Raw genomic sequence first — 13,515 nt, 5'->3', positions numbered from 1 at the left:
TGAGACCGTGCCACGGCGCGGCGCACCTGGAGACCCCGTTATGAGCGAGAGTGTGTTTGCCGATCGCATCGTGCAGAACCTGCTCGACACCGACTTCTACAAACTGACGATGATGCAGGCGGTGCTGCACAACTACCCCAACGTTGAAGTCGAATGGGAGTTTCGTTGCCGTAACAGTGAGGATCTGCGCCCGTATCTGGCCGAGATTCGCTATCAGATCGAGCGCTTGGCCGAATTGAGCCTGAGCGCCGATCAACTGAGCTTCCTTGAGCGCATCAGCTTCCTCAAACCGGATTTCCTGCGTTTTCTCGGACTGTTCCGCTTCAACCTGCGCTACGTGCACACCGGTATCGAGAATGGCGAGCTGTTCATCCGCCTGCGTGGGCCCTGGCTGCATGTCATCCTCTACGAAGTGCCGCTGCTGGCGATTGTGAGCGAAGTGCGCAACCGCTATCGCTACCGCGAAACCGTACTCGAACAGGCGCGCGAGCAGCTCTATCGCAAGTTTGACTGGCTGACTGCCAACGCCTCGGCCGACGAATTGTCGCAACTGCAAGTAGCCGATTTCGGCACGCGTCGCAGGTTTTCCTACCGCGTGCAGGAAGAAGTGGTGAACGTGCTCAAGCACGATTTCCCCGGACGTTTTGTCGGCACCAGCAACGTGCATCTGTCCCGCGAACTCGATATGAAACCCCTGGGCACCATGGCCCACGAGTGGATCATGGCCCATCAGCAACTCGGCCCACGGCTGATCGACAGCCAGATCGCCGCGCTTGATTGTTGGGTGCGCGAATATCGCGGCCTGCTCGGTATCGCTCTGACTGACTGCATCACCACCGATGCGTTTCTCGGCGACTTCGATCTGTTTTTCGCCAAGCTGTTCGACGGTCTGCGCCACGACTCCGGCGATCCTGTGGTGTGGGGCGAAAAATGCATCGCGCACTACCACAAGCTCGGCATTGACCCGATGAGCAAGACCTTGGTGTTCTCCGACAGCCTGACCCTGCCCAAGTCGCTGGAAATCTTTCGCGCGCTGCACGGTCGGATCAACGTCAGCTTTGGCATTGGCACCAATCTCACCTGTGACATTCCGGGTGTCGAACCGATGAGCATCGTGCTTAAAATGACCGCCTGCAACGGCCAACCGGTGGCGAAGATCTCCGACGAGCCAGGCAAGTCCCACTGCAAAGACCCGAATTTCGTCGCGTATTTGCGACACGTCTTCCAGGTTCCTGCCGATTCCAGTCTATCTAGCAAGGAGTGAATTCATGCAAGCCGTACAGCGTGAGATTGCGCAGCAGCTCAAGGTGCAACCGCCGTTCGCCAACTACGAAGCCCTGCAGGCCGAAGTCGCCCGGCGCATTACCTTCATTCAGGATTGCCTGGTCAATTCCGGGCTCAAGTCACTGGTGCTGGGCATCAGTGGCGGTGTCGATTCGCTGACCGCCGGACTGCTGGCCCAGCGCGCGATGCGTGAGCTGCGCGACCAGACCGGCGACACCCACTACAAATTCATCGCCGTGCGCCTGCCCTACGAAACCCAGTTCGATGAGCATGACGCCCAGGCCTCGGTGGACTTTATCGCCCCGGACGAACGCCACACCGTCAACATCGGCCCGGCGGTTAAATCGCTGGCCAGTGAAGTCGCAGCATTCGAAGGCAAGCACGCGGTATCGGTGGATTTCGTCCTCGGCAACACCAAGGCGCGGATGCGCATGGTCGCCCAGTACACTATCGCCGGCGCAGCCCACGGTCTGGTGATCGGCACCGACCACGCGGCGGAAGCGGTGATGGGATTCTTCACCAAATTCGGCGACGGCGCCTGCGACCTGGCACCGCTGAGCGGCCTGGTGAAAAACCAGGTGCGCGCGATTGCCCGCAGCTTCGGTGCTCCGGAATCACTGGTCGAAAAGGTGCCGACGGCGGATCTGGAAGACCTGTCGCCAGGGAAACCGGACGAGGCATCCCACGGCGTGACGTATGCCGAGATCGATGCGTTTCTGCATGGTGAGCCGGTGCGTGAAGAGGCGTTCAAGATCATTGTTGATACGTACAAAAAAACTCATCACAAGCGTGTGATGCCGTTTGCGCCGTAATCCGTGAACGAATGAAAAAGCCCGCTGAGGCGTGATCCTCAGCGGGCTTTTCTTTGGCCAGATTATCTGTCGATGTAGCTGGCCCTTTCGCGAGCAGGCTCGCTCCCACAGTTGATCGCGGTCGAATGTGGGAGCGGGCTTGCTCGCGAAGAACGATGACGCGATTGGCCTGCTTACTTAACGGTAATCGTGCCTTTCATCATCGAAATGTGCCCAGGGAACGAGCAGAAGAAGCCATAGCCGCCGTCAGCGATCTTGGCCACGTCGAAGGTCAGCGAATCGCTTTCCTTGGCGCCGATGATCTTGGTGTGGGCGATGATGCGCGCGTCACCTTCCGGCAAGTAGTTCTTGTCGATACCGGCAGCCAGGCCAGCGGTAGCGATCGGCTGCATGTCAGCTTCCTTGCTGATGACCAGGTTATGACCCATGACGTTCTTCGGCAGGTTGCCGGAGTGGGTCAGCTCGACGGTGAAGGTCTTGCAGCTCTTGTCGATCACGATTTCCTTGGTGTTGAAGGACATCTGATCGGTGGAGTCGACGGTGGTTTTGCACTCGGCAGCCATCAATTGGCCGCTGGCCAGCGCCAGCAGGGATACTGCAACAACTTTGGAAAACATGGTGAATCTCCAAGGCAGGGTTAACAAAAACACTATTGGTGGAAAGACTGCCTGAAATCTTCGCAAGTTCCTATGACTTGAGTCAAAAATTGTATACAACTTTCAGGCTATGGCCCTCATCGACACAATCTAACGGCCAGAACACACGTTCAACCCTAAGATCGGCCCATCCCAATGAAACGGAGTATCGATCATGTTCTTTAACGGTCTGTTGTGCAGCTTGCTGGCCGCCTATGCCTGTGGTGCCAGCGGCACCTGTGAAACGCCCAAGCACGACGTTTAACGCTTGGAGCGAGGCTTGCCAGCCATTACCCTGTGGGCCTGATCGCTTCAGGAGGAAGGCATGTCTTTGAAATCCGTTTGTGTGTTTTGCGGTGCCAACGCCGGTACTGACCCGGCTTACAGCGAAGCCGCCATCGCCTTGGGCCAAGCCCTCGCCGAGCGCAAATTGACGCTGGTTTACGGCGGCGGTGCCGTGGGCTTGATGGGGATTGTCGCTGATGCCGCGCTGGCTGCCGGCGGCGAAGTGATCGGCATCATTGCGCAAAGCCTGATGGACAAGGAAATCGGCCACAAAAGCCTGACGCGCCTGGAAGTGGTCGACGGCATGCACGCGCGCAAGGCGCGGATGGCCGAACTCAGCGATGCGTTTATCGCCCTGCCCGGCGGCCTCGGTACGCTGGAAGAGCTGTTCGAAGTGTGGACATGGGGCCAACTCGGCTACCACGGCAAACCACTGGGCCTGCTGGAAGTGAATGGTTTCTACAGCAAACTCACCGCATTTCTCGACCATATCGTCGGCGAAGGCTTCGTTCGCGCGCCACACCGTGACATGCTGCAAGTAAGCGAGTCGCCACAAACGCTGCTCGATGCCCTTGATCACTGGAAGCCCACCGTCACGCCAAAGTGGGTTGACCAAAAACCCGGCTAACCGCCGGGCACCGATACAGGGCAGAATACGCGCCGCTCAACCTCACCTTCGACCCAAGAGGATCGCCCATGGCCAAACCCAATTACTCCTTCGCCAAACGTCAACGAGACCTGGCAAAGGAGCAGAAGAAAGAGGAAAAGCTTCAGCGCAAGAAACAAATGGCTGAAGAAGCGACACTGAACCCTGACGGTGAAGTGGCGACGGATGATGTTGATGCAACCGAAGCACCGAAAGATCAGGCACCTGAGGCCTGAGCCCCACCGGGTTTGATGATTGAATCAGACCCTGCGGATTTGTGACGGGGCTGGCAGTTTCCTGCCGGCCCTCACTGCCCTCCCAGTTTGATCCGCGTTAATCCAATGGCATCACGGTGACGCGCACTTCCGGGTCATGATTGCCGCCCCCCAGGATCACCCCACGCAATGGCGACACATCGGAAAAGTCCCTGCCCCACGCCAGGGTGATGTGTTCCAGCGCCGGCTGCACGTTGTTGGTCGGATCGAAGTCCACCCAACCCGAGACCGGGCAAAACACCGAAACCCAGGCATGCGAGGCATCCGCCCCGATCAAACGTGGCTGGCCCGGCGGTGGCTGGGTCAGCAGATAGCCGCTGATGTAACGTGCCGCCAGCCCCCGGGAACGCACACATGCCAGCATCAGATGCGCGAAGTCCTGACAGACTCCGCGCCGCCGCTCCAGCACTTCCACCAGCGGCGTCGCCACCTGGGTCGCCTCGGCATCGAAGGTGAACTCGTTGAAGATCTTCTGCATCAACGCCTGCACCCCCTGCAACAGCGGGCGGCCCGGCGGAAAACAGCTGTGCGAGAACTCGACGAAGCTGCGCTTCAGATGCACGTATGGGGACTGAAACCGATAACGACTTGCTTCCAGTAATTCAGCCGAAAGCGGCTGGCTGCTGTACGTCAGCGCATCGCGGGTCAACTCCCAAGGCGGCGACTGGTGGAAATCCGGCACCGGCCGCGCCAACACCTCAACAGTCAGCCGGGCATTGACCTGCAACTCGTCGTGGGGCCGTTCGAACGCCAGACGGGTCAGCGGATTGCCAAACACATCCAGCTCATCACGGCGCGCCGTCGGCTCGGGATTGATCAGCAATTGCTGCTCGGTGCAGCGCTGCCAGGAGCATTCGCGCGGCCACAGATGGGCCAGTTGCTGTGCCAGGGATACCGGGCTGTCGTAGTGATAACAGGTGTCGTGAAAGATCTGGTATTGAGCACTCATCAGACGGACACCGTGCGCTGGCTGACATCATCGACATGGGCGAAATGGCGCAGGGCCAGACGGTCCGAGACCTGTCCGCTGGCATCGGCAATGCTTTGCAGCAGATCTGCCAGTCCGTCGAGTGCCGCACGCATGCCGGATTCACCGAACAGCGGATTTTCCAGACACCCCAGATCGAACTGTGCCAGACGCTCGACCCATTGCTGCAGGCCGGGCTCACGGGGCACACCGAAATCATCGTTCAAGCGCTTCAGGGTGCGAGTCACCAGTTTCAACTGGAACAGTACCGCGTGGGGGTTTTGCTCATCGAGCAGCAACAGATCAAGCACCGGGATCAACTGCGCCACCGCCAGATAACGTGAGCGGTAGGTAATGCTGCTGTTGCCCAGCTCCAGCAACCATTCCAGACCGGCCTGATCGAATGCGCCCGCGCCCCGCAGGAACGCCGCCAGGCTGCTGCTGAGAAACTGCAGACGCTCGATGCGCCGACCGATCATCAGGAAGCGCCAGCCTTCATCGCGGGTCATGTCATCCAGAGCAAAACCGGACAGCGCCGCCAGCGACATCACCAGACGGTTGAGGAAATCGAGCAACTCACCGAAATCCGGCTCGTCGGTGTCCAGCTCCATCGCTTCGCGCTGCAACTCCACCAGCGCCTGCCAGTTTTCCCGGGAAAGCTTGCCACGCACCTGCGAGGCCGCCCACTGCAAACGTTGCAGGTTGGAACGCAGGCTGAACGACCAGTCTTCGCCAAGCAGCGCGGCCAGCAGTCGCTCCGGCAGCTCGCCCTCGTCCGGCAACAGCGTCAGCCGCTCACCGAGATCCACCGCCGCGAGCAACGCCTGCGGGTCATCGCCATCGACATACCGCGCAAGCATGATCCGCAGCAATCGCGCGCTGTCATCACAGCGCTCGCAATAGCGGCCAAACCAGAACAGGTTTTCCACCACCCGCGAGGGCAGGTACGGATCGCGCCGCACCAGATCGTGTACACCGACATTGCGCTGGGTCTTCCACTGCTCACCACTCGGCGGGCGGTCGCCCAGCACCCAGGTATCCTTGCTCGCCCCGCCGCGCTGCATCGAGACCACTTCAGCGTCGGCTTCGGCGGCCACCCGCGTCAGACCGCCGGGCAGCACGCGATAGCCCTCACGACTGGCTACGGCGTACATACGCATGCCAATCGCCCGAGGCTGCAATTGCCCTTCATCCGCTTGCCAGATCGGCGCGTGGGACAGCTGGGCCAATTCTTGCGCAACGTAGGCGTATGGCCGGGCCTGCATGCGTTCGGCGAGGCTCTGGCGCTGCTTTTCACTCAAATCGCGGCCAAATACAGGGGCGAAACTTTGTGACGGGAAAGCTGGCTTGATCAGCAGTTCCGGGAGTTTTTCCAGTGCCTCGGCCAGCACCGGCGCCTCTCCGCACCACCACGTCGCAATGGACGGCAGGAGCAGATCTTCGCCAAACAGGTACTGACTGATCTTCGGCAGGAAGCCCAGCAAACCCGGTGACTCGAGCACGCCGCTGCCCAACGCGTTCGCCACCAGCACCCGTCCCTGGCGCACGGCTTCGAGCAGGCCGGGGACGCCGAGCGCCGAATCCGTGCGCAGCTCCAGCGGATCGCAGAAATCGTCATCGAGGCGGCGCATGATCGCGTGAACCCGACGCAGGCCACTGAGGGTCTTCAGATAGACCGTGGCATCGCGCACGGTAAGGTCACCGCCCTCGACCAACGGATAACCGAGCTGGCGCGCGAGGTACAAATGCTCGAAATAGCTTTCGTTGAAGCGTCCCGGCGTGAGCAACACGACCAACGGCGTGTCATCGTCGCTGGGTGCCTGACGGGCGAGGGTTTCCTGCAGGGTGCGGAAGAATCCGGCCAGATGCTGCACCTTCAGATCACGGTACAACTCGGGAAACGCACGGGACACGATGGTGCGGTTTTCCAAGGCATAGCCTGCGCCCGACGGGGCCTGGGTACGATCCGCCGTCACCCACCAGCGGCCGTCCGGCGTGCGTGCCAGATCGACGGCATACAGGTGCAGAAAAGCCCCGTCCGGCGGTGAAATACCCTGACAAGGCCAGAGAAAGTTGTTGTGCCCGAACACCAGCTCCGCCGGCAGCAGGCCTTCGCGGATCAGCCGCTGCGCACCATACAGGTCTGCCAGTACCGCGTTGAGCAAGCGAGCCCGCTGGGCAATCCCGGCCTGCAAGTGCTGCCACTCATCCGCGGCAATCACATGAGGCAGCAGGTCCAGTTCCCAGGGCCGATCCGCGCCCTTGGGGTCGGCATAGACGTTATAGGTCACGCCGTTTTCCTGGATCTGCCGCGCCAGCAATGCCTGGCGCTGCACCAGCTGCGCCGGCGTGCTGCGTTGCAACTGATCGAACAGCCGCCGCCAGTGCGGGCGCACCGCGCCACAGCCGTCGAGCAGTTCATGGTACGTGCCCGCCGTCAGCGGGTAGCGGTCTAGCAGGTCAGGCATGGAAAGCTCGGCAGACAGCAGGGAACGGTCAGACTAACGCAGGCACATGACGTGCGGATATACGAAAAATCTAAACGTCGCGGACGATTTGGAAACGTCGTAAATCGATGGTCATCGGCAATTCGTCACTGATTTCCACCTTCGGTACAGGAAGTTTTCCCGGCGTGTGTCCGACGCGGAAAAACCGCGCCATGCGCCGGCTCTCCGCCTCGTTGGCATTGACCGGCAGGGTCTCGTAATTACGCCCGCCCGGATGCGCCACGTGGTACTGGCAGCCGCCCAGCGAACGGCCCATCCAGGTGTCGAGCAGGTCGAACACCAGCGGTGCGTGAACCCCAATCGTCGGTTGCAGACAGTTGGCCGGTTGCCAGGCACGGTAACGCACACCGGCAACGAATTCGCCAACCCGCCCGGTCGGGTGCAGCGGCACCGCGACACCATTGCAGGTCAGCAGATAGCGCTGCGGTGGGAGGCCTTTGAGCTTGACCTGCAAACGCTCCAGCGACGAGTCGACGTAGCGCACCGTGCCACCCGCGCCGCCCTCCTCGCCCAGCACATGCCAGGGCTCCAGGGCCTGGCGCAATTCCAGCTCGATGCCATTGACCGCATAATCGCCGACCTTGGGAAAACGAAATTCCAGATGCGCCGCGAACCACTCCGCTCGCAGCGGATAACCGGCAATGTTGAGTTCGACGATGACGTCGGCGAAATCCTGCTCGATAAAATGCGGCAGCAGAAAGCGGTCGTGCAGCTCGGTGCCCCAACGCGCGAGTTTCGCTGGCGCATAAGGTTCGCGCCAGAACCGTGCGACCAGCGCCCGCAGCAGCAACTGCTGAACCAGGCTCATGCGTGCATGGGGCGGCATTTCGAAGGCGCGTAATTCCAGCAGGCCGAGGCGTCCGGTGGCGCCGTCCGGCGAATACAGTTTGTCGATGCAGAATTCGGCACGGTGAGTGTTGCCGGTGACGTCAATCAGCAAGTTGCGCAACAGGCGATCCACCAGCCACGGCGCGCACTCCTCGCCCGGTTCCGGCATCTGTGCGAAGGCGATTTCCAGCTCATACAACGCGTCGTTGCGCGCCTCGTCGATGCGCGGCGCCTGAGACGTCGGGCCGATGAACAGCCCGGAAAACAGGTAAGACAAGGACGGATGGTTGTGCCAGTAACTGATCAGGCTGCGCAGCAGATCGGGGCGGCGCAGAAACGGGGAATCTGCCGGCGTCGCGCCACCGAGCACAAAATGGTTACCGCCGCCGGTACCGGTGTGGCGGCCGTCGATCATGAATTTCTCGGTGGTCAGGCGAGTTTGTCGCGCCTCTTCGTAGAGAAATTCGGTGCGCTCGACCAACTCGTCCCAGGTCGCCGACGGCTGCACGTTGACCTCGATCACGCCCGGGTCCGGGGTGATGCGCAAGGTGCTCAGGCGCGGATCGCTCGGAGGCTCATACCCTTCCAGCAGCACCGGGCTATGCAATTCTTCAGCAGTGGCTTCGATGGCGGCCACCAGCTCCAGATAATCCTCGACCCGCTCCAATGGCGGCATGAACAGATACAAACGCCCCTCGCGCGCTTCGGCGCAGAGCGCGGTACGGGTCAGCCAGTCGGCGGATTCGTCGATTTTCGGCAGGCGTTCATCCGCCGTTGCCGGTTCGCCATGACGATTGAGCTGCGCGGCATCCGGCAGCTCAGGGAAGTCCTGATTCGGGTCCTGCGGATGGATGAACGGATACTCGGCAGCCTTCACCCATGGCTGTGAACCCAGCGGCAAGCGATACCCCAACGGCGAATCCCCGGGCACCAGACGGCAGTGTTCGTCGCGCAGAAACCAGCGCCCGCTCTGCCATTGATCGCCCTTGGCCGTGCGGGCAAGCGGCAGCACCTGACCAATGACTTTATTCAGCCCCTGACTGAACACCTTGCGCAGGCGTGCGCGTTCCAGCGGCTCCTCCAGACGCGAATCTTCGGCGCTGACGTTGCCCGGCAACGTACCCTCACGCCAGAGGTAATAGAAATGGTCCTCGTAGGCCGGGAACACGAAGCGCGCCGGCAATTTCAGGCGCTCGGCGACACTGGCGAGAAAGCGTCCGGCCAACTCGCCATCGGCGCCGTAATCCTGTTGTTCGTCGGCGATCAGCGCATCGTTGTGCCAGACCGGCTCGCCATCGCGACGCCAATAGCAATTGAGCGACCAGCGCGGCAGTTGCTCACCGGGATACCACTTGCCCTGGCCGAAATGCACCAGACCTTTTGGCGCGTAGTGTTTGCGCATGCGCTGGAACAGTTCGGCCGAGAGTCGGCGTTTGTCCGCGCCCAACGCGGCTGTATTCCACTCGGCGCCGTCCGGGTCATCGATGGAGACGAAGGTCGGCTCTCCCCCCATGGTCAGGCGCACGTCGTCCGCCAGCAGGTCGGCATCGATCTGTCGACCGAGCGCCTGAATCGCCAGCCATTGCTCGTCGGTGTAGGGCTTGGTGACGCGCGGCGCCTCCCAAATCCGCTCGACGGACATTTCGTGGCTGAATTCGCATTCGCACGGTTCCACCAGACCACTGATCGGTGCCGCCGAGGACGGATCGGGACTGCAGGCCAACGGGATATGCCCTTCACCGGCGAACAGCCCGGAAGTGGCGTCGAGGCCGATCCACCCGGCACCGGGCAGATACACTTCGCACCAGGCATGCAGGTCAGTGAAATCCACTTCGGTGCCGGACGGTCCATCGAGGCTTTTCACATCCGCCGTCAGTTGAATCAGGTAACCGGAAACAAACCGTGCCGCCAAGCCGAGGTTGCGCAGCAGTTGCACCAGCAGCCACGCCGAATCCCGGCAGGAACCGGACGCGTGTTCAAGGGTATGTTCCGGCGTCTGCACGCCCGGTTCCATGCGGATCAGGTACCCAATGTCTTCGCTCAGGCGCTGGTTGAGCGCCACCAGAAAATCCACCGCCGGCAGCGGCGTGCGATCAATGGCGTCCAGATAGGCCTTGAATTTAGGCGTCAGCGGCAGGGTTTCGAGGTACGGCGCAAGCTCCTTGCGTTCATCGGCGGCGTAGGCGAAAGGGATTTTCTCGGCGTAGGGTTCGAGGAAGAAGTCGAACGGGTTGAACACCGCCATTTCGGCGAGCAGATCGACTTCGATACGCAGTTCACTGGTTTTCTCGGGGAAGACCAGGCGCGCGAGATAGTTGCCCTGCGGGTCCTGCTGCCAGTTGATGAAATGCTGCTCGGGCGAGACTTTCAGCGCATAGGACAGAATCCGCGTGCGGCTGTGGGCGGCCGGGCGCAGGCGGACGATCTGCGGGCCGAGTTCGACAGCGCGGTCGTAGCGGTAATGCGTGACGTGATGCAATGCGACATGAATCGACACGGCGTGCCTCCTGCGAGCCTAAGCGTATTCGAAAGCGCGCAAGACTTATGCCATACAGAGGCTTGGGCGCTTTCCCGGAATGCTTTGCGCAGTACAGCACCAAAAGCGGGCGATGCGAGGAAATGGCTTGGCGAATTTGCGCCTAAATGTGGCGGGCAGGTGTTGATGAGGTGTCTGAGCGGGCCTCTTCGCGAGCAAGCCCGCTCCCACAGGGAGCTCTAGCCAGATTCAAACAGGCGAATCACCGTCGATCAAATGTGGGAGCGGGCTTGCTCGCGAAGGTGTCAATCGCCTCAACATATTTCCTTGAACCCTGAAACGCAAAACGCCAACCCGAAGGTTGGCGTTCTGTTAAGCTAAAAAGCAACTCAGCGCGGTACGACCGGCTTGCGCGCCGGCTTCGGCCCTTTGCCTTTCGCAGCGTCCTTGCGCTCCTTGGCCGCTTGCTGGTTGCGGGCAAACGCCGCTGCCTTGGCCTGTTCACGCTTGTCCCAAGGATTACCGCCATCACTGGCACGCGGCGGCAAGCCGCTGTGCTGGGTGAGGATCTTGGTGGTCTTCTCTTTACCTTCTTTCGCCACTTTATGGCTGCCAGCCGGCGTCGAGTTCTTGCGACGGGCGCTCTGGTAGCTGTCGGTAGCCGGCTGGTGTGACGGGATCAGTTGATCCTTGCCCGGACCGATCAGGTCGCCGCGCCCCATGCGGATCAGCGCTTCACGCAGCATCGGCCAGCCTTTCGGGTCGTGATAACGCAAGAACGCCTTGTGCAGACGGCGCTGCTCCTCGCTCTTGACGATGGTCACGCCGTCGCTCTTGTACGTCACCTTGCGCAGCGGGTTCTTGCCCGAGTGGTACATCGCAGTGGCGGTGGCCATCGGCGACGGGTAGAACGCTTGCACCTGGTCAGCGCGGAAGCCATTGCCCTTGAGCCACAGGGCCAGGTTCATCATGTCTTCGTCGGTGGTGCCCGGGTGGGCGGCGATGAAATACGGAATCAGGTACTGCTCTTTGCCCGCTTCCTTGGTGTACTTCTCGAACATGCGCTTGAACTTGTCATAGCTGCCGATGCCCGGCTTCATCATCTGGTTGAGCGGACCTTCCTCGGTGTGTTCCGGGGCGATCTTCAGGTAGCCACCGACGTGGTGGGTCACCAGCTCTTTGACGTACTCCGGCGACTCGACCGCGAGGTCATAGCGCAGGCCGGAGGCGATCAGAATCTTCTTCACGCCCGGCAAGGCACGGGCGCTGCGGTACAGCTGAATCAGCGACGAATGGTCGGTGTTCAGGTTCGGGCAAATGCCAGGGAACACGCAGGACGGCTTGCGGCACGCGGATTCGATTTCCGGCGTCTTGCAGGCGATGCGATACATGTTTGCGGTCGGGCCGCCGAGGTCGGAAATGACCCCCGTGAAGCCTGGAACCTTGTCCCGGATCTCTTCGATTTCGCGGATGATCGACTCTTCGGAACGGTTCTGGATAATCCGGCCTTCGTGCTCGGTAATCGAGCAGAAGGTGCAGCCGCCGAAACAGCCACGCATGATGTTCACCGAGAAACGGATCATGTCGTAGGCCGGGATCTTCTCCTTGCCATACGCCGGGTGCGGGACACGGGCGTAAGGCATGCCGAACACGTAGTCCATTTCTTCAGTGGTCATCGGAATCGGCGGCGGATTGAACCAGACGTCGACTTCGCCATGCTTCTGCACCAGCGCGCGGGCGTTGCCCGGATTGGTTTCGAGGTGAAGCACGCGGTTGGCGTGAGCATACAGAACCGGGTCGTTGCGCACTTTCTCCATCGAAGGCAGGCGGATCACGGTCTTGTCGCGGGTCATGCGCGGGCTGGCCAGAATCTGCACGACCTTGGCTTCCTGCGGATCTTCCACCGGGCCCTTTTCCTGCTCGATGGCGCAGGCCTGGGTGTCCTGAGTGTTCACATACGGGTTGATGATCTTGTCGACCTTGCCCGGACGGTCGATACGCGTCGAGTCGACTTCGTACCAGTCTTTCGGTGTGTCGCGACGAATGAACGCGGTGCCGCGCACATCGGTGATGTCTTCGATCTTGTGACCGTAGGACAGACGCTGGGCCACTTCGACAATCGCGCGCTCGGCGTTGCCGTAAAGCAGGATATCGGCGCTGGCGTCGATCAGGATCGAATTACGCACGCGATCCTGCCAGTAGTCATAGTGAGCGATGCGGCGCAGCGAGGCTTCGATGCCGCCGAGCACGATCGGCACGTGCTTGTAGGCCTCTTTGCAACGCTGGCTGTACACCAGGCTCGCGCGGTCCGGACGCTTGCCGGCCATACCACCCGGTGTGTAAGCGTCGTCGGAACGGATTTTCTTGTCGGCGGTGTAGCGGTTGATCATCGAGTCCATGTTGCCGGCCGCGACACCGAAGAACAGGTTCGGCTCGCCGAGCTTCATGAAGTCGTCTTTGGACTGCCAGTTTGGCTGGGCGATGATCCCGACGCGGAAGCCTTGCGACTCCAGCAGCCGGCCGATGATCGCCATGCCGAACGACGGGTGATCGACGTAGGCATCACCGGTGACGATGATGATGTCGCAGGAATCCCAGCCAAGCTGATCCATCTCCTCCCTGCTCATTGGCAGGAATGGCGCTGGCCCGAAACATTCGGCCCAGTACTTTGGATAGTCAAATAACGGCTTGGCTGCTTGCATGTCGATAACCGGTGTTGGCTTTCAGTGAATTTCGCGGGCGCGGAATATAGCACAAATTTTGACCAATTCCGACGGCTGTGGTCGGAAATTGCGCCACG

General features: G+C 61.0%; 9 protein-coding genes. 4 read left to right on the top strand and 5 right to left on the bottom strand.

Annotation, left to right across the window (positions count from 1 at the left end):
• Positions 1-40 precede the first annotated feature (40 nt).
• Positions 41-1,264 (top strand): nicotinate phosphoribosyltransferase, encoded by a 1,224-nt coding sequence (gene pncB, locus AACY19_RS05255; RefSeq protein WP_158957135.1) that lies wholly within the window; start codon positions 41-43, stop codon positions 1,262-1,264.
• 4 nt (positions 1,265-1,268) lie between these two features.
• On the top strand, positions 1,269-2,096 hold the full coding sequence (nadE, locus tag AACY19_RS05250) for an ammonia-dependent NAD(+) synthetase (RefSeq protein ID WP_339448614.1): 828 nt from the start codon (positions 1,269-1,271) through the stop codon (positions 2,094-2,096).
• A 173-nt stretch (positions 2,097-2,269) separates the two neighbouring features.
• Here nadE and azu read toward each other — a convergent pair whose 3' ends face one another.
• Positions 2,270-2,713 carry an azurin gene (gene azu / locus AACY19_RS05245; protein ID WP_339448612.1) on the bottom strand — a complete coding sequence of 148 codons (444 nt, stop codon included), beginning with the start codon at positions 2,711-2,713 and terminating at the stop codon, positions 2,270-2,272.
• 343 nt (positions 2,714-3,056) lie between these two features.
• Here azu and AACY19_RS05240 point away from each other — a divergent pair, with 343 nt between their 5' ends.
• Positions 3,057-3,644 carry an LOG family protein gene (locus AACY19_RS05240; protein WP_339448610.1) on the top strand — a complete coding sequence of 196 codons (588 nt, stop codon included), beginning with the start codon at positions 3,057-3,059 and terminating at the stop codon, positions 3,642-3,644.
• 68 nt (positions 3,645-3,712) lie between these two features.
• Entirely contained in the window at positions 3,713-3,898 is a 186-nt protein-coding gene (locus tag AACY19_RS05235) for a hypothetical protein (protein ID WP_339448608.1), read from the top strand.
• A 97-nt stretch (positions 3,899-3,995) separates the two neighbouring features.
• Here AACY19_RS05235 and AACY19_RS05230 read toward each other — a convergent pair whose 3' ends face one another.
• The 4 genes from AACY19_RS05230 to AACY19_RS05215 all read right to left on the bottom strand — a co-directional run bounded on the left by AACY19_RS05230 (position 3,996) and on the right by AACY19_RS05215 (position 13,417).
• Positions 3,996-4,886: a transglutaminase family protein gene (locus tag AACY19_RS05230; protein ID WP_339448606.1), complete on the bottom strand. Its 891-nt coding sequence runs from the start codon at positions 4,884-4,886 to the stop codon at positions 3,996-3,998.
• Positions 4,886-7,372, bottom strand: coding sequence for a circularly permuted type 2 ATP-grasp protein (locus tag AACY19_RS05225; RefSeq protein WP_339448604.1), 2,487 nt, complete (start codon positions 7,370-7,372; stop codon positions 4,886-4,888). The genes AACY19_RS05230 and AACY19_RS05225 overlap by 1 nt, the downstream gene beginning before the upstream one ends.
• A 70-nt stretch (positions 7,373-7,442) precedes the next feature.
• The gene (locus tag AACY19_RS05220; protein WP_339448602.1) at positions 7,443-10,736 is read right to left on the bottom strand and encodes a transglutaminase family protein; all 3,294 of its coding nucleotides are present in this window, start codon (positions 10,734-10,736) and stop codon (positions 7,443-7,445) included.
• 368 nt (positions 10,737-11,104) lie between these two features.
• Positions 11,105-13,417 (bottom strand): YgiQ family radical SAM protein, encoded by a 2,313-nt coding sequence (locus tag AACY19_RS05215; protein ID WP_339448600.1) that lies wholly within the window; start codon positions 13,415-13,417, stop codon positions 11,105-11,107.
• Positions 13,418-13,515: the final 98 nt, after the last annotated feature.

Source organism: Pseudomonas sp. EA_5y_Pfl2_R50 (genome assembly GCF_963970475.1).
In the GTDB taxonomy this organism is placed as follows: domain Bacteria; phylum Pseudomonadota; class Gammaproteobacteria; order Pseudomonadales; family Pseudomonadaceae; genus Aquipseudomonas.
This window is presented reverse-complemented; position numbering and strand designations above follow the sequence as displayed.

Coding starts and splice junctions, on each gene's coding strand:
- pncB (WP_158957135.1), top strand. CDS start 41: ATGAGCGAGAGTGTGTTTGCCGATCGCATCGTGCAGAACCTGCTCGAC.
- nadE (WP_339448614.1), top strand. CDS start 1,269: ATGCAAGCCGTACAGCGTGAGATTGCGCAGCAGCTCAAGGTGCAACCG.
- azu (WP_339448612.1), bottom strand. CDS start 2,713: ATGTTTTCCAAAGTTGTTGCAGTATCCCTGCTGGCGCTGGCCAGCGGC.
- AACY19_RS05240 (WP_339448610.1), top strand. CDS start 3,057: ATGTCTTTGAAATCCGTTTGTGTGTTTTGCGGTGCCAACGCCGGTACT.
- AACY19_RS05235 (WP_339448608.1), top strand. CDS start 3,713: ATGGCCAAACCCAATTACTCCTTCGCCAAACGTCAACGAGACCTGGCA.
- AACY19_RS05230 (WP_339448606.1), bottom strand. CDS start 4,886: ATGAGTGCTCAATACCAGATCTTTCACGACACCTGTTATCACTACGAC.
- AACY19_RS05225 (WP_339448604.1), bottom strand. CDS start 7,372: ATGCCTGACCTGCTAGACCGCTACCCGCTGACGGCGGGCACGTACCAT.
- AACY19_RS05215 (WP_339448600.1), bottom strand. CDS start 13,417: ATGCAAGCAGCCAAGCCGTTATTTGACTATCCAAAGTACTGGGCCGAA.